Origin of the sequence: Sphaerisporangium sp. NPDC005288 (genome assembly GCF_040607475.1) — a bacterium.
Classification (GTDB): Bacteria; Actinomycetota; Actinomycetes; order Streptosporangiales; family Streptosporangiaceae; genus Sphaerisporangium; species Sphaerisporangium rhizosphaerae.
In genome coordinates, this window is record NZ_JBEXGT010000020.1 from 46,583 (window position 1) to 64,964 (window position 18,382).

General features: G+C 73.3%; 16 protein-coding genes. 12 read left to right on the forward strand and 4 right to left on the reverse strand.

Going from position 1 to position 18,382, the window contains the following annotated elements; translation table 11 throughout:
* Positions 1 to 214: 214 nt before the first annotated feature.
* Positions 215 to 2,245: a cytochrome c oxidase assembly protein gene (locus ABZU32_RS19985; protein WP_354924112.1), complete on the reverse strand. Its 2,031-nt coding sequence runs from the start codon at positions 2,243 to 2,245 to the stop codon at positions 215 to 217.
* Positions 2,246 to 2,491: 246 nt separating this feature from the next.
* Here ABZU32_RS19985 and ABZU32_RS19990 point away from each other — a divergent pair, with 246 nt between their 5' ends.
* The gene (locus ABZU32_RS19990; RefSeq protein WP_354851527.1) at positions 2,492 to 2,686 is read left to right on the forward strand and encodes a CsbD family protein; all 195 of its coding nucleotides are present in this window, start codon (positions 2,492 to 2,494) and stop codon (positions 2,684 to 2,686) included.
* Positions 2,687 to 2,826: 140 nt separating this feature from the next.
* Here ABZU32_RS19990 and ABZU32_RS19995 read toward each other — a convergent pair whose 3' ends face one another.
* The gene (locus tag ABZU32_RS19995; protein ID WP_354851529.1) at positions 2,827 to 3,456 is read right to left on the reverse strand and encodes an RraA family protein; all 630 of its coding nucleotides are present in this window, start codon (positions 3,454 to 3,456) and stop codon (positions 2,827 to 2,829) included.
* Positions 3,457 to 3,768: 312 nt separating this feature from the next.
* Entirely contained in the window at positions 3,769 to 4,224 is a 456-nt protein-coding gene (locus ABZU32_RS20000) for a VOC family protein (RefSeq protein ID WP_354851532.1), read from the reverse strand.
* A gap of 374 nt (positions 4,225 to 4,598) precedes the next feature.
* On the opposite strand from ABZU32_RS20000, the gene ABZU32_RS20005 reads away from it, so the two are divergent.
* The 6 genes from ABZU32_RS20005 (at position 4,599) to gndA (ending at position 12,556) form a co-directional block, all read left to right on the forward strand.
* Positions 4,599 to 5,930 carry a hemolysin family protein gene (locus ABZU32_RS20005; protein ID WP_354924114.1) on the forward strand — a complete coding sequence of 444 codons (1,332 nt, stop codon included), beginning with the start codon at positions 4,599 to 4,601 and terminating at the stop codon, positions 5,928 to 5,930.
* Positions 5,927 to 6,946, forward strand: a complete 1,020-nt coding sequence (locus ABZU32_RS20010; protein WP_354924115.1) for a hemolysin family protein — start codon at positions 5,927 to 5,929, stop codon at positions 6,944 to 6,946. The genes ABZU32_RS20005 and ABZU32_RS20010 overlap by 4 nt, the downstream gene beginning before the upstream one ends.
* 261 nt (positions 6,947 to 7,207) lie before the next feature.
* The gene (locus tag ABZU32_RS20015; protein ID WP_354924117.1) at positions 7,208 to 8,488 is read left to right on the forward strand and encodes an acyltransferase; all 1,281 of its coding nucleotides are present in this window, start codon (positions 7,208 to 7,210) and stop codon (positions 8,486 to 8,488) included.
* Between the two features lie 141 nt (positions 8,489 to 8,629).
* A complete protein-coding gene (locus ABZU32_RS20020; RefSeq protein ID WP_354924119.1) occupies positions 8,630 to 10,069 on the forward strand; it encodes an LCP family protein in 1,440 nt (479 codons plus the stop codon).
* A gap of 273 nt (positions 10,070 to 10,342) precedes the next feature.
* Positions 10,343 to 11,011, forward strand: coding sequence for an HAD family hydrolase (locus tag ABZU32_RS20025; RefSeq protein WP_354851545.1), 669 nt, complete (start codon positions 10,343 to 10,345; stop codon positions 11,009 to 11,011).
* Positions 11,012 to 11,122: 111 nt separating this feature from the next.
* Entirely contained in the window at positions 11,123 to 12,556 is a 1,434-nt protein-coding gene (gene gndA / locus ABZU32_RS20030; RefSeq protein ID WP_354851548.1) for an NADP-dependent phosphogluconate dehydrogenase, read from the forward strand.
* Between the two features lie 140 nt (positions 12,557 to 12,696).
* On the opposite strand, the gene ABZU32_RS20035 is transcribed toward gndA, so the two are convergent.
* Positions 12,697 to 12,891: a hypothetical protein gene (locus ABZU32_RS20035; RefSeq protein WP_354924121.1), complete on the reverse strand. Its 195-nt coding sequence runs from the start codon at positions 12,889 to 12,891 to the stop codon at positions 12,697 to 12,699.
* Positions 12,892 to 13,145: 254 nt separating this feature from the next.
* Here ABZU32_RS20035 and ABZU32_RS20040 point away from each other — a divergent pair, with 254 nt between their 5' ends.
* The 5 genes from ABZU32_RS20040 to ABZU32_RS20060 all read left to right on the forward strand — a co-directional run bounded on the left by ABZU32_RS20040 (position 13,146) and on the right by ABZU32_RS20060 (position 18,373).
* On the forward strand, positions 13,146 to 14,435 hold the full coding sequence (locus ABZU32_RS20040) for a helix-turn-helix transcriptional regulator (protein WP_354924123.1): 1,290 nt from the start codon (positions 13,146 to 13,148) through the stop codon (positions 14,433 to 14,435).
* A 122-nt stretch (positions 14,436 to 14,557) separates the two neighbouring features.
* Positions 14,558 to 15,385 carry an undecaprenyl-diphosphate phosphatase gene (locus ABZU32_RS20045; RefSeq protein WP_354924125.1) on the forward strand — a complete coding sequence of 276 codons (828 nt, stop codon included), beginning with the start codon at positions 14,558 to 14,560 and terminating at the stop codon, positions 15,383 to 15,385.
* An 86-nt stretch (positions 15,386 to 15,471) separates the two neighbouring features.
* A complete protein-coding gene (locus tag ABZU32_RS20050) occupies positions 15,472 to 16,431 on the forward strand; it encodes a ketoacyl-ACP synthase III (protein WP_354924127.1) in 960 nt (319 codons plus the stop codon).
* Complete coding sequence (locus ABZU32_RS20055) at positions 16,428 to 17,192, forward strand: glycosyltransferase (protein ID WP_354924129.1); 765 nt, start codon at positions 16,428 to 16,430, stop codon at positions 17,190 to 17,192. Before ABZU32_RS20050 ends, ABZU32_RS20055 begins: the two co-directional genes overlap by 4 nt.
* The gene (locus ABZU32_RS20060; RefSeq protein WP_354924131.1) at positions 17,189 to 18,373 is read left to right on the forward strand and encodes a cytochrome P450; all 1,185 of its coding nucleotides are present in this window, start codon (positions 17,189 to 17,191) and stop codon (positions 18,371 to 18,373) included. Before ABZU32_RS20055 ends, ABZU32_RS20060 begins: the two co-directional genes overlap by 4 nt.
* Positions 18,374 to 18,382: the final 9 nt, after the last annotated feature.

Genomic DNA, 18,382 nt, shown 5'->3' on the forward strand with positions numbered 1-18,382 from the left:
CAGGTCACGGCCCGATCCCGCAGGTCACGGCGAGTCACAGCCGGATCGCGCAGATCACGGCCGGCCCGCGCAAGTCACGGCCGGATCGCGCAGATCACGGCCGGATCGCGTGGGTCACGGCCGGGCCCCGCAGGTCACGGCTGCGTCGCGTGGGTCACGGCCGGGTCGCGTGGGTCACGGCTGCGTCGCGTGGGTCACGGCTGCGTCGCGTGGGTCACGGCCGAGTCGCGTGGGTCTGGGGCGGGGCGTCCTGGGACGCGAGGCGCCGGCCGGCCCGCCGCCGCCAGGCGGTCATGAGGACGATCAGCAGCGCGATCGTGACCGCGGCGGGGCCGGCGCCGAGGAGGGCGCCCGTGCTCTGGTCGGCGGCGCGGTCGGGCGCCCAGGGGATGGCGAGGGCGGCGTACCAGTCCGGCCCCTGCGGGGGGCCCGCGAGGAACAGCAGCGCCGTCCAGACCTGGACGACCAGCGCGCCCGCGAGCATGCGGACGCGGGCCGCCGGGCCGATCACCCGGGACAGCGGGTCGAGTCCGAGGGCCACCGAGAAGAACCACGTCCCGCTGAGCGCCATGACGGCCATGGCGGTCAGGCGGACGGCGAGGCTCGACTGCGCCTGGTCGAACAGGCCGGTGACGTACAGCACGAAGTAGGGCGCCGCGTACACGGCCGTGGCGGCGGCCGGGTGGGTCAGCGCCGTCGCCACAGGGCCGTTCACCCCGCGGCCCAGCAGCGGCGCGGCCTCCCTGAACGGCACCAGAGGCGCCCCGAGAGCGAGCAGGGCCGGGCCGACGGTGCCGACGAGCGCGTACTGCAGGGCGTGCACGGAGAACAGCGCGGGACCGTAGGCCGACACCCCGCCCGCGACCCCGTACAGCAGGACCAGCACGCCCGCCAGCGCCGCCGCCGTGCGGCCGGCCGGCCACCCCTCCCCACGGCGGTTCAGCCGCCACACGCCGACGAGGTAGGCCGCGGCCACGCCGGCCACGGCCAGGATCAGCAGCGGGTCGGGACGGGTCTCGGTGAGCAGCCGCCACGGGGAGAACGGCGGCAGCGAGTAGCCGAGCAGCTCGTGCTGGCCGTGCGGGGCGTCGGCGCGCGGCGGCGGGGTGCGCGACAGGCCGACCGCGAGCGCGATCGTGCAGGCCATCACCCCGACCTCCGCGGTCGCCAGCCGCAGGAACCTCCCCCCGGCCGGCGCCTGCTCCCCGTCGGACCGCTCACCATCGGCCTTTTCGCCGTCGATCTGCTCAGCGTCGGGCTGTTCGCCGTCGGACCGCTCACCGTCGGACCGCTCACCGTCGGACCGCGCAGCGACGGACCGCGCAGCGACGGACCGCGCAGCGACGGGCTCCGCCTCCAGGGCGGCGATGGTGCCGCGGCGGTGGGTCCAGCCGAACCAGCCGAGCACCCCCAGTGCCGCGATCTTGGCCAGGACCAGCAGGCCGTACCGGGTCTCCCAGAACTGGGCCGCGCCGCCGAGCCGGATCCAGGCGTTGACCAGCCCGGAGAAGCCGACGACGACGAAGCAGCACAGCGCGACCGCGCTGAACCGCCGCACCGCGACGACCCGTGCGGCCCCGGTGGCCCGCGAACGGCGCAGGTGCGCGACCAGGGCGAACAGGCCGCCGACCCACAGCGTCACCCCGCCGATGTGCGCCATGAGGCTGGAGACGGCGATGTTGTGGTCCGCGGCCGACGCGGAGTGCCCGACGTAGGCCGGCGGCAGGACGGCGAACAGCGCCACGGCGAGGAGCAGGACGCCGGCGCGCGAGCCGAGGCGCAGCGTGCTCCCCACCGCCACGGCCACGGCCAGCAGCATCACCAGCAGGAACGCCTGCCCCTGCGGCACCTCCATGCTGTAGGTGGTCAGGAAGCCCGACTCCAGCGCCTGCCCGATCGGCAGTCCGAGCAGGTCGGACATGGTGAGGATCTGGGTGAGCGCCGCGGTGAGGGCCCAGCCGAGCGCCCAGGGCCCGGCGGCGCGGGTGACGGCACGCCTTTCGCCCGGGGCGCCGGTCAGCGCCGTGGCCGCGAACAGCGTGCCGACCGTCGCGACCGCGCACACGTCGAGCAGCACCCGGACGACCGGCAGGCCCGCGGTGGTCAGCGGGCCTGGCGAGGGAAGGCCGGGGATCTGCTGCGGGGGCCAGCCGCCGCCGGACACCAGTGCCGCGAACAGCACGGCGAGCGCCGCGACGGTCACCGCCGTGGTCACGACCACGATCGAGCGCCGGGGAGAGGCCATCGTCCTGCTTCCTCATCATCGGAACCGCGCTACATCGCCGGAACCGCACTACCGCTGTTGCCCGCGCGTGATCGAGTATGTCCGGGTTTCCCGGCCATGGCGAGGTTTCTGGTCAAGGCTCATTGACCGGCTTTGTCGGCGCCCCGCCGGGACTTGACGCACTGGTTAGCGGGCGGCGGCGTTTACCGGCCCTCGCACCGGACAGGTGCACTAGCGGGACAGACCCACAGTGAAGGGGGCCGGATCATGGGCGCTGACGACAAGATCTCGAACAAGGCGGAGCAGCTCAAGGGCAAGATCAAGCAGGGCGTCGGCGACGCGACCGACGACGAGGAGCTCAGGGCCGAAGGCGAGGCCGACGAGGCCAAGGGCAACCTGAAGCAGGCCGGGGAGCGGGTGAAGGACGCCGCGAAGGACGTCAAGGACGCCTTCAAGGACTGACCGCTCCCGCCGGCGCCGCGGCGCGGACCCGCCCGGTGGAAGGCAGGTACGCGCCGCGGGGCCGGCGGCGCCTTGGAAGCGGCCGGGTCCCCGCGGCGCGACGCCGTGAAGCCGGCCCCCGAGACCGGTGGCGGGGCGGATCAGGTCGCGCGGAGCAGCTTGGTGACCATGTCCTCCTTGTACCGGTTGGCCTCGGCGAGGGTGGCACCCTCGCGCAGCGCCGTGACCACGTTCTCCTCGGCGTCGGCGTACATATAGGAGTCGGCGAAGACGTCGGTCGAGGGCAGGGCGACCACGCCCGAGCCGTCCATGACGATGGTGGCGCTCTCGTCCACCGTCACGCCTCCGATCTCCACGGGGCCGCCGAGGGCGGCGACGTGCACGTCCGGGCCCGGACCGGCCGTCGCCTCGTACAGCGCCCACACGGGCAGGCCGAGGTCGCGATAGGCGTTGACGTCGCGCACCCCGCCCTCCACGAGCAGGCCGCGCGCTCCCCGGGCCAGCGCGGCCCGGGTCATGATCTCGTCCCACACGGCGCCGGCCGCGGCCTGGGCGCCGGCCACGACGATCACCCGGCCGTCCAGGCACTCGTCCATGACCGCGCGCAGCGGTTCCAGGCCGTGCTCGCCCGGTCCCGGGGCGAGCCGCACGGTACGGGGCCGGCCGAGCAGCCCCGGCGCCCGGTGGACGGGGCGCAGCGGCGGGCTCAGCCAGCCCGTCTGGCCCCGCAGTTGCAATACGTCCGCGATCGCGGTGGTAGGCGGAACCACAGTATCGATCACCTCTTATGGTGGATTTCCGGATCTTGCCGACTGAGATGGGCGTGGCACGCCCCTCGGGTGCGGTGTCAGACCTGCCGGAACGGGCGACGCCGGGGCGGGCCGCGCACGCACGGCGCGATACGGGCGATGCGCATGGCACTCCTTCTCGTGCGCGGGACCGGCCCCGCGGGCCGGGCCGCGTCGGACGATCGTGGACCGTGCTGGAATCCAGCTCTAGTGAAGCGCTTCACTCCGCGCTCGTCCGCCGTTCGGCGCAAAGCCGCGCGGCGGACCGCCACCGGCGGACGGCGGAGCGCGCCGTCAGTCGGCCCAGAGTGTGCGTACTTCCTCGAACACCTTCTGATCGTGCGAGATCTCCACAACGTTGCCGTCGGGATCGGTCAGGGCGCAGACGTAGCCCACGGGAGGCGGCAGTCGCATCGGCTCCCAGTGCAGGCAGCCGAGCTCGCGCGCCCGGCGGGCGATCTCGTCGACGTCCTCGCGGGTGGGCACCTCCATGCCGAGATGCGCGAACGGCGCCAGTTGCGGCTGCCGGCGGCCCCTGTCCTTGGCGAACTCCACCAGGACCAGCACGAACGGCGTCTCCACCTGCTTGTCGTTGGACAGCCAGGCGTTGCGCCCGTCCTTGTCCTCGTGCCTGGCGGCCACCACGAGCGGGGTCATGGTCGTGTAGAACTCGATGGCCTTGTCGAGGTCGCCGCTGGGCAGGGCGATGTGCGTCCAGCGTGCCTCGGTGAGCTTCTTGCCGAGCACCATTGCCTCCTTCGGCCGTTCGCCTCGGCCTCCGGCGGCCGGCCACGGCGGGCCGTCGTGCGCGCCAGGCGGCGGCCTTGCTCTCCTGCCTGGTATCTGCCCCGTATCGCCATCGCCGACGGCCTTCACCGGTCCCTCCGCGCCCCTGCGCCCAACGGCCCCGATGTCGCTCGCCTGCGCGTAGTATCCGGTCGGCGCGCCGCCGTGCCTAGGGGAGGCCGGCCGCCGGTTCGCCCGGCCGCCGCCGGCCCTCGGCGGTCGCGGGCGCCGGGCCCGGCGTTCCCAGCACGGAGCCGTGCCGGTACGGTTCCGGCCAGAGCCGGACATGGCGTGGAGTCCGAGCCACGGAAGGAGCGGCTCCACGGGAGGGCGACACCGTGATCGTCGATTGGATCTTCCTGCTGGGCGCGCTGGCCCTGGTCATCGCCAACGGCGTCTTCGTCGCGGCGGAGTTCTCGCTGGTGACCGTCGAGCGGAGCGAGGTGCAGCGGCTCGCCGCGGCGGGCGACCGGGGTGCCCAGGGCATCCTGGCGGCGGTGCGCCGCCTGTCCTTCCAGCTCTCCGGCGCCCAGCTCGGCATCACGATCACCTCGCTGCTGCTCGGCGTCATCGCCGAGCCCGCGATCTCGCATCTGCTGCGCCCGCTCGTCGAGCTGGTCCCCGGCCTGCCCGCCCGGGCCGCCGAGAGCGTGGCCGCGCTGCTCGGCCTGCTCGTCGCCACGGTGAGCCAGATGGTGCTCGGAGAGCTGGTGCCCAAGAACGCCGCCTTCTCCCGCCCCATGGCCATGGCCCGCGTCTCGGTGCCCGTGCAGCGGGCGTTCTCCGCCGTGTTCGCCCCGCTGATCAAGGGATGCAACGCGGTCGCGAACGCGCTGGTGCGCGCGCTCGGGGCCGAGCCGCAGGACGAGCTGGCCTCGGCCCGGTCCCCCGACGAGCTGAGCCTGCTGATGAGCCAGTCCGCGGAGGCCGGCGCCCTGCCGGGCACCACCGCCGCCATGCTGCGCCGCGCGCTGAGCTTCGGCGACCGCACCGCCGCCGAGGCCATGACCCCGCGCACCGACTGCGTTACCGTGACCGACACCGGCACCGTCGCCGAGTTCCTGACCCTGGCCCGGCGCGAGCGCCACCTGCGGCTGCCGGTGTCCGGCGGCGAGATGGACGACATCGTGGGCGTCGCCTCGGTCGTGGACGCCTTCGCCGTGCCCGAGTCCGAGCGGGCCGCGACCCTGGTGGCGGCGATCCGGCGGCCTCCCCTGCTGGTCCCCGAGACGCTCGACCTGGAGACCGTCCAGGAACGCCTGTTCACAGCCCGCCGGGAGATGGCGGTCGTCGTGGACGAGTACGGCGGCTTCGCCGGCATCGTCACCGTGGAGGACCTGGCGGAGGAGCTGATCGGCGACATCGCCGACGAGTACGACCTGCCCGAGGAGGGCTCGGACGAGCCCACGGGCGCCCTGCTCGCGCCCGGGCGCTCCATCGCCGTCCCCGCGTTGCTGCGCGCCCACGAAGTGGAGGAGCGCACCGGCTTCCAGATGCCGGAGGGGCCCTACGAGACGCTCGCCGGGCTGCTGATCAGCAGGCTCGGCCGCCTGCCCGACCCGGGGGACAGCGTGGTGGTGAACGGCTGGACGCTCAGGGCCGACACCGTGCGCCGGCACCGCATCGAGCAGATCACGCTGACCGCCCCGGACGCGGAGGAGGACCGATGACCATTCTGGACGCCCTGGCCATCGTGGTCCTGCTGACGGTCAACGGGTTCTTCGTCGGCGCCGAGTTCGCGCTGATCTCCGCGCGCCGCACCCAGATCGAGCCGGCCGCCAAGGAGGGTTCCCGGCGGGCGCGGGCGGTGCTGGCCGCCATGGACGCCGTGCCGCTGATGCTCGCCGCCGCGCAGCTCGGCGTGACCCTCGCCTCGCTGGCTCTGGGCGCCGTCGGCGAGCCGGTCCTCGCGCACGCGCTGGAGCCGCTGTTCGCCGCGCTCGGGCTGCCGCCCGGCCTGGTCCACCCGACGGCGTTCGCCCTGGCCATGATCATCGTGGTGTCCGCGCACGTGATCATCGGCGAGATGGTGCCGAAGAACCTCGCCCTGTCGGGCCCCGACCGCGCCGCCCTGTGGCTGGTGCCCACCCTGCGCGTCGTCGCCCGCGCGACCCGGCCGCTGCTGGTCGTGGTGAACGCCATCGCGGCGGGCGTGCTGCGGGCGCTGCGCATCCCGCGCACCGAGGAGGTGCGGTCGGTCTTCACCTCCGACGAGATGCCCGCGCTGATCCAGGAGTCGCACCGGCACCGGCTGCTGGACCGGGACGAGCACGACCGCATGATCGCCGCCCTGGCCCTGTACGCCCGGCCGGTGGAGTCGGTCATGGTGCCGATCGGCGAGGTGGTCAGCGTGCCGGCCACCACCCGGGCGGCCGAGCTCGAGCAGTACGCCGGCCGGTACGGCCACTCGCGCTTCCCGGTGAGCGGGGCGGCCGGGCGGCTGGGCGGCTACCTCCACGTCCTGGACGCGCTCAACGGCCACGCGCCGGACGAGCCGCTGCCGGTCCGCGAACTGCCGCACGTCGGCCGCCGGACGACCATGGCGGACGTGCTGGCGACGATGCGCCGGCGCCGGGCGCAGCTCGCCGCGATCACCGCCGACGACGGCACGGTGGCCGGCATCGTCACCCTGGAGAACGTCATCACCGGCCTGCTGCACCACGCCCACGAAAAGCCACCCGGCTGACGACCGAGCGCCGCGCACGGGGTGACCTGACCGTCACGAGCGGTCCGCCGGGCGGGCGCCGGCCACGAGTGTCCGGACCGTGACGGGCCGTCCGCCGGGCGGGCGCTGCCTGCGGGTGACCGGACCGTGACGGGCGGTCCGCCGGGCGGCGCCGCCCGCGGGTGACCGCACGGTGACGGGCGGGCCACGACGTGCCGCTCATCGGGTGAAAACCGCCGGAGGCGGGTTAGACCCGCGGGCATCGCGGGTAGCCAGCCGCGAATGCAGGTCGCGACCCTCCCGCCGCCCCCGCCCACCATGCGTCCGACCCCGCGTCGCACGCGGCAGTCCTGGCTGGACGCCCTTCGCGGGTTCGCCGCGCTGGTGGTGGTCTTCGAGCACTCGCTGGACCCGCTGCTCCCGGAGATCCGCGGGGTGATCAGCCCCTGGTTCGACTTCGGGCAGTACGGCGTCCTGGTGTTCTTCCTGGTCAGCGGCTATGTCGTACCGATCTCGCTGGAGCGGCGCGGCGACGTCCGCGCGTTCTGGATCACGCGCGTGTTCCGCCTGTACCCGCTGTGGGCGCTCGCCGCCGCGGCGGGCGCGGCCTTCGCGGTCGCCGGGGTCTACACCACACTGCCCGGCCAGATCGCCGACCGGCCGTGGACCGCCGCGCTCGCGCACCTCACGATGCTGCAGGACCTGCTGCAGGTGCCGGGCGTCGTCAACGTCTTCTGGACACTGTCCTACGAGATGGCCTTCTACCTGCTGGTGACGGCGATGTTCGTGCTGGGCGCGCGCGGGACCGGGACCCGGGCCTCGCTGGCGTTCGCGGTGGGCGCGCCGATCGCGGGCGCGCTCGTGCCCGCCGGGCTGCTGTCACGGGGGCTCGGCGTGGAGGCGGTCGTGGCCGTCGCCGCGGCGGTCCTGGCCGGCGGGTTCGCCGCCGTGCTGGCCGGGCGCCCGGAGGTGCGGCGGCACGGGGCCGTGGCCCTCGCCGTCCTGGCCGTGGCGCTGCTCGCCCTCAACAGCAGGGTGGGCGCCTGGCAGAGCCTGGCGATCATGGCGACGATGTTCGGCGGCACGGCCCTGCACCACATGGAGCGCTCGGCCGCCCTGCGCGCGCGGTGGGGCTGGGCGATCTGCCTGGTGCCGGTGCTGGCGGTCGCCGCCGCGGTGTGGCTCGGGCCCGGCTGGGGCATGCCGGAGGCCGATCAGCAGGCGTTCAAGTGGAGCTGGTCGACCGCCATGATCGGGGCCTGGCTGACCTTCGCCACCGGTCTCGCCCTGCGCCGGCGCGCCATTCCGCCCGTGCTCGCCTGGCTGGGCCTGGTCAGCTACTCGATCTATCTGCTGCACCCGCTGGTGCTCCAGGTCGTCCGGCGGATCACCGTCGATCCCTCGGCGATGACGATCGGTGTGCGGCTGGCCTGGGAGGCGGCGCTGTTCGCCGCCGTGGTCGCCTGTGCTGCCCTGGGCCACCGTTTCGTCGAGCGTCCGGCCCAGATGATGGGCCGCCGACTCGCCGCCGAACGGCCGGTCAAAATAGCTCAAAACCGATGATTTCCTGCGAATACTGCGACACGTCACCACAAAGATGACGGCCATGGCTAGACTGGCTCGCGGCTTGCCGGGCGGGTGGATCCGGCGCCTGTAGTCGGCGTGTGGCCAGAGGCCACCAGCCCTGGCCATTCCGTGGGGACAATGAACGGCGGGCTTGTCGATGTGCGCCCTACCCATCCCGTGGAGCCGCCTCTGGGCGGGACCCGGGGTGGCGCCAAGGGGCTGTGGAAACCGTGGCTGTGGTGCCTGGTCGCGGCGGTCGCGGGCGTGTCGCTCGCGGCGGGCGGGACGCTGGTCGGCGCCTACACCAAGCTGAGCGGCAACATCAAGCACGTGAACGTCGACGCCAAGGATCTCGGCACCCGCCCCGCGAAGGTGAGCAAGGCGCTGAACATCCTGATCGTCGGCTCGGACACCCGCGCGGGCGCGAACGTCAAGTACGGCCACAGGGAAGTCGGCGAGCGCACCGACACGATCATCCTCGCACACATCTCGCCCGACCGGGGCAACGCGCTGCTCATCAGCTTCCCGCGCGACTCGCTGGTGCAACTGCCGGCCTGTGCGCCCAAGAACGGCCTGACCGGCCAGCGCCCGCACGTCGGGATGATCAACGAGTCGTTCAACTTCGGCGGCATCGGCTGCACCTGGAAGACCATCGAATCGCTCACCGGCATCCACATCGACCACTTCGCCAAGGTCGACTTCACCGGGTTCAAGAGCATGGTCAACGCGCTCGGCGGCGTCGAGATCTGCGTGCCCAAGCCGATCAACGACGTCAAGGCCATGCTGCACCTGCAGGCCGGCCGCCAGCTCGTCAAGGGTGAGGAGGCGCTCGGCTACGTGCGCGCCCGCTACAGCCTGGGCGACGGGTCCGACATCGGCCGCATCCAGCGGCAGCAGATGTTCATCGCCTCGATGATCAAGAAGGCGATGAGCGGCGCCACCCTCACCGACCCCGCCCGCCTGTTCCACTTCCTGGACGCGGCCACCAAGTCCGTCACCACCGACCCCCAGCTCACCGTCGGCGTCATGAAGGACCTGGCGACCAGCGCCCAGGGACTCGCGGCCGGCGACATCCGCTTCGTGACGACGCCGTGGCGCTACTCCCTCACCCAGCCCGGCCGGGTCGAGTGGGTCCAGCCGCAGGCCAGGCAGCTCTTCCGGCTGGTGGCGACCGACACCAAGATCAAGGGCTCGAACGTCAAGACCGGCCGCCAGACCACCAAGATCCCGAAGTCCAAGATCCAGATCTCGGTGCAGAACGGCACCTACCGCAGCGGCCTCGGCGCGCAGGTCGCCGCGGCGCTGGAGCAGCGGGGCTACAGCGTCGTGAAGGTCGGCGACCTGAAGAAGAAGCCCTACGCCAAGACGACGATCAGATACGCGGCCGACGGGCAGACCCGGGTGCCTACGCTCGCCGGCGACCTCGTGCTCTCGCGCAACCTGCCGGTCACCGATGTGAAGACGGCGCGGCTCGTGCTGGTCATCGGCGCCGACTGGAAGGGCCTCAAGCCGATCGCGACCTCCGAGGACGACCTCAAGGGCATCGACGCGACGCAGGACTCCTGCTCCGACACCTGACCCCGGGAACTGCCGTCCCGGCCGCCCGCAGGACTCCTGCTCCGGCACCCGGCGCCCGGCAGGACTCCTGCTCCGGCACCCGGCACCCCGCGGGCCGCGCGCCACCGCGCCGCCGGCTAGTTGGATCCGCGCCGTCCGGGGTACGGGAACGGGCATGTGCCACTCTCCGCGATCCATGCGGCGAGATCCGGCACGGCGGGCCGGGTCCGCCATGGGGAGCCCGAACGGCACGGGGGCGGGCGAGTGCCCGGCGTCACACAGGGACGGTGAAGGATGCGACGCGGAGTCATCTTCGACATCGACGGAACGCTGGTCGACACGAACTACCTGCACGTGGTGGCCTGGTGGGAGGGCTTCCGGCGGCAGGGCCATGACATCCTGATGGTGGACGTCCACGGGGCCATCGGGCGGGCCGACCAGGCGCTCATCGACTATCTGCTGCCCGGGGCGACCTCGGAGGAGGCCGAGGCGATCTCGGCGACGCACTCCAGGCTCTACAAGCCGCGCATGGACGAGGTGCGGCCGGTGCCGGGGGCGGGCGAGCTGCTCAAGGCGGTCGCCGCGCGCGGCCTGATCGTCGTGGTGGCGACCAGCGCGCCCAAGGACCAGGCCGAGCGGCTGATCGCCGTGACCGGCGCGCAGGACGCGGTCTCCGAGATGGTCCACGCGGACGACGTCGACAAGTCCAAACCCCATCCCGAACCCGTGCGGCAGGCACTGGAGAAGGCCGGCCTGCGCCCGCAGGACGCCGTCATGCTGGGCGACTCCGTCTGGGACATGCTGGCCGCCCGCTCGGCCAAGGTGACCTGCGCGGGCCTGCGCTCCGGGGGCATCGACACCGCCTCCCTGGTGGAGGCCGGGGCCGAAGCCGTCTACAAGGACTGCCATGATCTCCTCAGCCACCTGGAGGACAGCCCGATAGGACGACTTCTCCGGAATTGATCCGGCCGATGCCCGGGTTACCTAGATGGCCCAGCGTGGGGGTTCCCTCACTCCATCGAACCGGGTGGGCACGCACGGCGTATTGCCGGATCAGAAGGAGAGTGATCGGACATGGCACAGCAAGCGGTCATCGGTGTGACAGGGCTAGGGGTCATGGGCCGCAATCTCGCCCGCAACTTCGCCCGCCACGGGTACACGGTCGCCGTCCACAACCGGACGAGCACCAAGACCAAGGCGCTGATGGACGAGTTCGGCCACGAGGGAGAGTTCATCCCCGCGGAGACGCCCGAGGCGTTCGTCGCCTCACTGGCCCGGCCGCGCAAGATGGTGATCATGGTTCAGGCCGGCGCCTCGACGGACGCGGTGATCGAGGAGTACGCGCCGCTGCTCGAACCCGGCGACATCCTGATCGACGGCGGCAACGCCCACTTCGCCGACACCCGGCGGCGGGAGAACGCGCTCCGCGACCGGGGGATCCACTTCGTCGGCGTCGGCATCTCCGGCGGCGAGCAGGGGGCCCTGGAAGGCCCGAGCATCATGCCGGGCGGGTCGCCCGAGGCCTACGAGTCGCTGGGCCCGATTCTGGAGGACATCGCGGCCAAGGTCGACGGCGTCCCGTGCTGCACCTACGTCGGGCCGGACGGCGCCGGGCACTTCGTGAAGATGGTGCACAACGGCATCGAGTACGCCGACATGCAGCTCATCGCCGAGGCCTACGACCTGCTGCGCAGGGCGTCGGGGATGTCGCCCGGCGAGATCGCCGAGACCTTCCGCACCTGGAACGAGGGCCGGCTCGGGTCCTACCTCATCGAGATCACCGCCGACGTGCTCTCCCACGTGGACCGGGCCACCGGCAGGCCCTACGTGGACGTGGTGCTCGACCAGGCCGAGCAGAAGGGCACCGGCCGGTGGACCGTGCAGGCGGCCCTCGACCTCGGCGTCCCGGTCACCGGCATCGCCGAGGCGGTCTTCGCCCGGTCGCTGTCCGGCCACGTCGACATGCGGGGCGCCGCGCGCGAGCTCGCCGGCCCCTCCGGCGGCGGGCTGGACCACTCCTTCGCCGACGCCGTCGAGCAGGCCCTGTACTCCTCGAAGGTCGTGGCCTACGCGCAGGGCTTCAACGAGATCCAGGCGGGCAGCGCCGAGTACGGGTGGAACATCGACCTCGGCGCGATGGCCACCATCTGGCGGGGCGGCTGCATCATCCGGGCCAAGTTCCTCGACCGCATCCGCGAGGCCTACGAGGCCGACCCGGGCACCCCCACCCTGCTGACCGACGCGCGGTTCGCCGCCGAGGTCGGCGCCGCCCAGGACGCCTGGCGCGACGTCGCCGTCACCGCGACCAAGAACGGCATCCCCGCTCCCGGTTTCGCCAGCTCCCTGGCCTACTACGACGGGCTGCGCGCCGACCGGCTGCCGGCGGCGCTGATCCAGGCGCAGCGGGACTTCTTCGGCGCCCACACTTACCGCAGGACCGACCGCGACGGGGTGTACCACACCCACTGGGAGCTGCCGGACCGTCCCGAGGCCCGCGTCGACGTCTGACGGCCGCGCCGCGGCCCGCGTCGACGTCTGACTGTCGCGCCGCGGCCCGCGAGAGGAAGGGGCGCGCCACCGCCGGGAGGACGACCGCGTGAGCGGCGCGCCGCGCTCTGAAGACGAGCAGGGGAACGGCGCGCCGCGGTTCAGGGGTCCCTGCGGACGCGGCGTTCCTGCTCGGCGATGAGCGCGGCGAGGGTGGCGGCGTCGTCGGCGTCGACGGTCCGCCACACCCCCGCCGCCTCGATCGCGTCGTCGAACCGGAGGCGGGTCGCCCAGAAGCGGCCGGCGTCCGAGCGGAACACGATCCACCCGGGCGCGTCCGCCGGCGGGCGGCTCACCTCGCCCCCTCGTGCGGGCGTCCGGGTAAGGACGGCCGGCGGGCGGGAAGGGTGCTGAGCTGTCGCACTTGAGTGCACCTCGCTTGCCCATCAAATCCGCTCAAGGCACACCATGCACGCATATCGGCCTGCCATTTACGGCGTCATCGGTCTGCGCGAGTGACATCCGCGCTACGGTCAGTGTGAGGGTTCGATGACGCGGTGTCACCGTTTCCGTGATGCCGCACGGCGTTGCCGCAACAGCTGGAGTGGCCATGATCGTCGGTGCCGATCTGCGCGCGGCCCGCCGCGACGCCGGCCTCAGCCTGGGGCAGCTCGCGGCCAGAACGGGCGTTTCCGCAGGTCACCTGAGCCGGGTGGAGCGCGGGGACCGCGAGGTGACCCCCTCGCTCGTCCTGCACTACCAGACCGCTCTCGGGCCCGCGGCCACCGCCCTTGCCGCACTTCTTGACTCCGATAGCGGTGCGCCTGAAAAGGGTACCGTCGATGACATGAAGCGCAGGGGCTTACTCTCAGTCATCGCCGCGGCGTCCATGGGAGTCGCCGCCGGCGAGCCGGTGACGCGCCTCCTCGACGGCCTGGCCGGCGACCTGCCGACCAGGGTCGGCTTACCCGAGGTGCACGCCGTCGAGGCCGCCGCCGACCTCTACATGCGCATGGATCTCGCCCGCGGAGGCGACGCGGCGATCGCGATGGCCCGCGGCACGCTCGAATGGGCGGTGAAGCTGCACGACCGCCCCATGGCCGAGCCCACGCGAGAACGGCTCTCCTCCGCCGTCGGGCTGCTGGCCGACCGTCTGGGCTGGGCCACCTACGACCAGGGCAGGGCCGAGCGGGCGGCGCGCATCCTCACCTTCGCCCTCGACTCCGCGGCCCGCGGCGCCGACCGCGACCTGCGGGCGCACACGATGCTCGACCTGTCGGTCACCCTCACCGACCTCGGCAGCCCCCGCGACGGCGTCGAGATCCTCCGCCTCGCGCTCGGCGACGAGCGCATCTCCAGTGCAGAGCGGGCCAACCTCCACGCCGTCGCCGCCCGCCACTGCGCCACCGCCGGCGACCGGGCCGCCGGGCTGCGCCACATCGGGCTCGCCGAGGAGGCCCTGGGCCGCGCCGAACCGGCGCTCGCGCCCGACTGGGCGCACCACATCACCGTCGCCCCAGGCCACCACGACAGCGCGCTCGGCCTCGCGCTGTTCCAGCTCGGCGAGGACGCGCGGGCGCGCGACCACCTGACGGCGGCGCTCGGCCGGCTCGGGGAGAGCCGCACGCGCACCGGGCTGCGCTGCCTCATCCGCCTGGCGGTGCTGCGCGTCCGCGAGGGCGACCGCGACGCCGGCGCCGAGCAGGCCAGGCGCGCGGTCGCGCTGGCGGCGGAGGTGCGCTCCACCCGGGTCGCCGGCGACCTGCGCATGATGGTCGACGGCGTCCGCGCGTGCGGCATGACCGACCTGGCCCGTGAGCTGGCCCGTTCTCTTCCCCCCTCTGACGGGCCCGCCGTCCGGCCGGTCACCGCGACCCCCGAGTCCGCTAGCCTCGCCTGAAGCGCGGTCCGCCGACGATCGCCGGATGACCGCGAGAGGCGGGCGGCGCCGCGCGAGACCCCCGCCACGCGTGGCCGCCGGTCCTCCGCTTCCGGCCGCCCTCCCCCGGAAGGTGTTGTGCATTGATCGGCTGGTTCGAGGCGCTCGTGCTGGGTCTGGTGCAAGGGCTGACGGAGTTCCTGCCCATCTCCTCCAGCGCGCACATCAGGGTGGTGTCGGCGTTCTTCGGCTGGCACGACCCGGGCGCCGCCTTCACCGCGGTGATCCAGCTCGGCACCGAGACGGCCGTGCTCATCTACTTCCGCGCGCGCATCTGGGAGATCATCTCCACCTGGACGCGGTCCCTGTGGACGCCCGCGCTGCGGCAGGAACCGCCGGCGCGCATGGGCTGGTACGTGATCGCGGGCAGCGTCCCGATCGGCGTGCTCGGCCTGGCGTTCCAGGACACGATCGAGACCACGCTGCGCGACCTGCGCCTGGTGGGCGGGTGCCTGATCGTCTTCGGCCTGCTGCTCGCGGTCGCCGACCGCATGGCGCGCAACGAGCTGATCCTGGACAAGGACCTCAACCTGCCGCATGCCCTGACCTACGGCCTGGCCCAGGCTCTGGCCCTCATCCCGGGCGTCTCGCGGTCCGGCGGCACGACGGGCGCCGGCCTGCTGCTCGGCTACCGCCGCGAGGAGGCCGCCGAGTACTCCTTCCTGCTCGCGATCCCGGCCGTGCTCATGTCGGGCGTCCTGGAGCTGTTCAAGATCGGGGAGGGCCGGGCGCCGAAATGGGGGCCGACGATCGTGGCCACCGTGGTGTCCTTCGTCGTCGGCTACGCCGTGATCGCCTGGCTCATGCGGTACATCAGCACCCACCGCTTCACGCCGTTCATCGTCTACCGCGTCGCCGTCGGCGTCCTGGTCATCGCCGCCGTGAGCACCGGGCTCATCCCCGCGACCTGAGCCGCGCGCACCGGCCGCGCCGCTGATGCGTCCAAGTTCGGTAGATTGCCGACAACGGGGGTCATTCGATGACACTAAGGGGCGCGATGAAGGCCCGGATATCGGGCGTCGCGACGCATCTGCCCGAGCACACCATGACCAGTGATGAGGTGGAGGCGCGGATCCAGGGGTACGCTCCGCACCGCGGCGTCATCGAGCGGATGACCGGCGTCGTGCGCCGGCACGTGGCGTCCGACGACCAGCAGGCCTCCGACCTGGCCGTGGCCGCCGCGCGCCTGCTGGACCACCGCGACGCCGACCTGCTGATCTTCGCCTCGGCCTCGCAGGACATGGTGGAGCCGGCGACCGCGCACATCGTGGCGGCGAAGCTCGGGCTGTCGTGCCCGGTGTTCGACGTCAAGAACGCCTGCAACAGCCTGCTGAACGGGCTTCAGGTCGCCGAGGCGCTGATCCGCACGGGGGCGCATCGCAAGGTGCTGGTCTGCACGGGCGAGATGCCCTCCCGCGCGGTCCGCTGGCGGGTCGAGGGGCGGGCGCAGTTCGTGGACGCCTTCGCGGGATACACGCTGTCGGACGCCGGAGCGGCGGTGCTGGTCACCGCGGACGCCGACCGCGGCATCTTCTACCGCGACTTCTCCGCCGACTCCAGGGCATGGGCGATCGGCACGCTGCCCGGCGGCGGCTCGGCCCACCCGCGCGACCCCGAGTACTCCTACTTCCGCGGCGACGGACGGCGGCTGAAGGAGGCGTTCGAGCTGGTCGGACCGGACATCTTCCTGGACGCGCTCAAGCGCACCGGGCTCACCTGGGAGGACTTCTCCCTGGTGGCCGTGCACCAGGTCGCCCTGCCCTACCTGGCGGTGCTCACCCAGGCGCTGGGCATCCCCGAGGACCGCCTGGCGGTGACGCTGCCCGAGCACGGGAACTGCGCCTCGGCCACCCTGCCGCTCCAGCTCTGCGCGGCCGGCGCCCGGCCCGGCGACCGCGTCGCGCTGCTCGGTCTCGGCGGCGGCGTCAGCCTCGGCGTCCTGTTCGCGGACCTGTGACGGCCGGCGCCATGGACCTGTGGGTGGTCATCCCCGCGTACAACGAGGCCACGGGCATCGAGGCCACCCTGCGCGCGCTCGAGGCGCAGGACGATCCCGCCTTCACCGTGCTCGTGGTCGACAACATGAGCACCGACGGCACCGCTGAGGTGGTGAAGTCCTATGCCGCCACGTCTTCGATGGCCATCCGGGTCGTCCAGGAGTCCCGCAAGGGCACCGGCGCCGCCTCCGACACCGGCGTGCGGCACGCCATCGCCCAGGGAGCCACCCACCTGGCCAGGACCGACGCCGACTGCGTGCCGCGCCGCGACTGGGTGCGGGCGATCAGGCGGGCCTTCGGCGAGGGGCTCGAGATGGTCGGCGGCAAGCTGCGCCCCCGCACCGACGAGTTCCCGCTCAAGCTGTGGGAGCGGCGCCTCATCCCGTTCGTGGTCGGCGTCGCCGCCGCGTTCGGCCGCCTGCGTCCCGGCAACCGCGACGCCGCCTACCTCGGGCCCTACGTCATGATGCCCGGCGCCACGCTGGCCATCACCGCCTCGCTCTACGAGCGGTCGGGCGGCTTCCCCCGCACGGCGATCGAGGAGGTGCACGAGGACCGCGCGCTGGTCAACCGGGTGCGCAAGGTGACCGGCGCGTACGCCTCGCGGCGGGACGTGGTCGTGTACGGCTCGGTGCGCCGCCTGCGCGCCTACGGCCTGGCGGGCACGCTGGCCTGGTACGCCGACCACCACTACCGTCCCGACGTCGTCGACGTCCGATGAGCGCCACGGCGAGCGCCCGCCCGCGCCGGTGGGCGCCGGACGGCGCCTCCCACGAGACCCGCCTCCACCTGGCCGCCCATCCGTTCGCCTACCCGCTGATGCGGCTGCTCGCCCGGCTCGGCCCGGTGGTGCGGCTTCCCGGCCTCGGCGTCGTGGTCAACGACGCCGCGACCGCCCGCGCCGTGCTGATGGACGAACGCTTCCGCAAGGACGGCCCCGGCTCTCCCGGCGACCTGTGGACGCCGGTGCTCGGCCCGTCCGTGCTGCTCAACATGGAAGGCGAGGCGCACGCCGCGCTGCGCCGCAAGCTGGCGCCGCTGTTCACCCCCGCCCAGGTCGCCTCGCTGGTGGACCAGGTGCTCCGGGCGCCGCTCGCCGGGCTGTCGGAGCGGCTGGCGCGCGGCGAGGCGGTGGACCTGGTGGCGGAGACGCGGCTGATGGCGGGCGCGGTGATCTGCCGGCTGATCGGCATGGGCGAGGTCTCCCCCGGCGACGCGCGGGCCATGTACGCCGACGGCGAGCGCATCGTGTCCATGGTGTCGCTGCGCTCGCGCCGGCTGTCCGCGCGGCAGGTCGCGCTCGCCCGCGGGGTGCTGGACCGCGTCGGCGACATCGCCGCGGCGGCCTACGAGCGGGGCGAGGAGACGACGGTCATGGGCCGCATGCGGTCCCTCGGCCTGTCCGCGGCCGAGGCGCGCGGCGCGGCGGGCGCGTTCTTCCTCACCGGCACCGAGACGGTGGCGACGTTCGTCCCCCGGCTCGTCGCGCTGCTGCACGACGCGCGGTCCCGGCCGGCCGGGCCGCTGGAGCTGGACCGGGCGATCGAGGAGGCGATGCGGGTCACCACCCCGACGCCGGTGATGCTGCGCTCGGTCGCCGCCCCCGCCCGCGTCGGGCGGGTGCCGGTGCGGCCGGGCGACCGCGTGCTCATCGTGACCCACAACTGCGCGCGCGCCTACGGCCCGTTCGACCCTGCGCGGACGCACCCGCCGGAGCTGCGCCGCCTGTGGTTCGGGGCCGGCCCGCACTTCTGCATCGGCTACCCGCTGGCGCTGGCCGAGATCCGCGCGATCGCCGGCGCCGTCCTGGCGCACGATGTCCGGGTGAGCGGCCGCCGCGCGGCGCGCGGCGTGCTCATCCCCACCTACCGGCATCTGTGGATAAGGGCGGTGCCCGCGTGAACGACCTTC

Excerpts from the sequence above, each read along its gene's own strand:
- ABZU32_RS19985 (WP_354924112.1), bottom strand. The coding sequence starts at position 2,245 with ATGGCCTCTCCCCGGCGCTCGATCGTGGTCGTGACCACGGCGGTGACC.
- ABZU32_RS19990 (WP_354851527.1), top strand. The coding sequence starts at position 2,492 with ATGGGCGCTGACGACAAGATCTCGAACAAGGCGGAGCAGCTCAAGGGC.
- ABZU32_RS20000 (WP_354851532.1), bottom strand. The coding sequence starts at position 4,224 with ATGGTGCTCGGCAAGAAGCTCACCGAGGCACGCTGGACGCACATCGCC.
- ABZU32_RS20010 (WP_354924115.1), top strand. The coding sequence starts at position 5,927 with ATGACCATTCTGGACGCCCTGGCCATCGTGGTCCTGCTGACGGTCAAC.
- ABZU32_RS20015 (WP_354924117.1), top strand. The coding sequence starts at position 7,208 with ATGCAGGTCGCGACCCTCCCGCCGCCCCCGCCCACCATGCGTCCGACC.
- ABZU32_RS20020 (WP_354924119.1), top strand. The coding sequence starts at position 8,630 with ATGAACGGCGGGCTTGTCGATGTGCGCCCTACCCATCCCGTGGAGCCG.
- ABZU32_RS20025 (WP_354851545.1), top strand. The coding sequence starts at position 10,343 with ATGCGACGCGGAGTCATCTTCGACATCGACGGAACGCTGGTCGACACG.
- gndA (WP_354851548.1), top strand. The coding sequence starts at position 11,123 with ATGGCACAGCAAGCGGTCATCGGTGTGACAGGGCTAGGGGTCATGGGC.
- ABZU32_RS20040 (WP_354924123.1), top strand. The coding sequence starts at position 13,146 with ATGATCGTCGGTGCCGATCTGCGCGCGGCCCGCCGCGACGCCGGCCTC.
- ABZU32_RS20050 (WP_354924127.1), top strand. The coding sequence starts at position 15,472 with ATGAAGGCCCGGATATCGGGCGTCGCGACGCATCTGCCCGAGCACACC.
- ABZU32_RS20060 (WP_354924131.1), top strand. The coding sequence starts at position 17,189 with ATGAGCGCCACGGCGAGCGCCCGCCCGCGCCGGTGGGCGCCGGACGGC.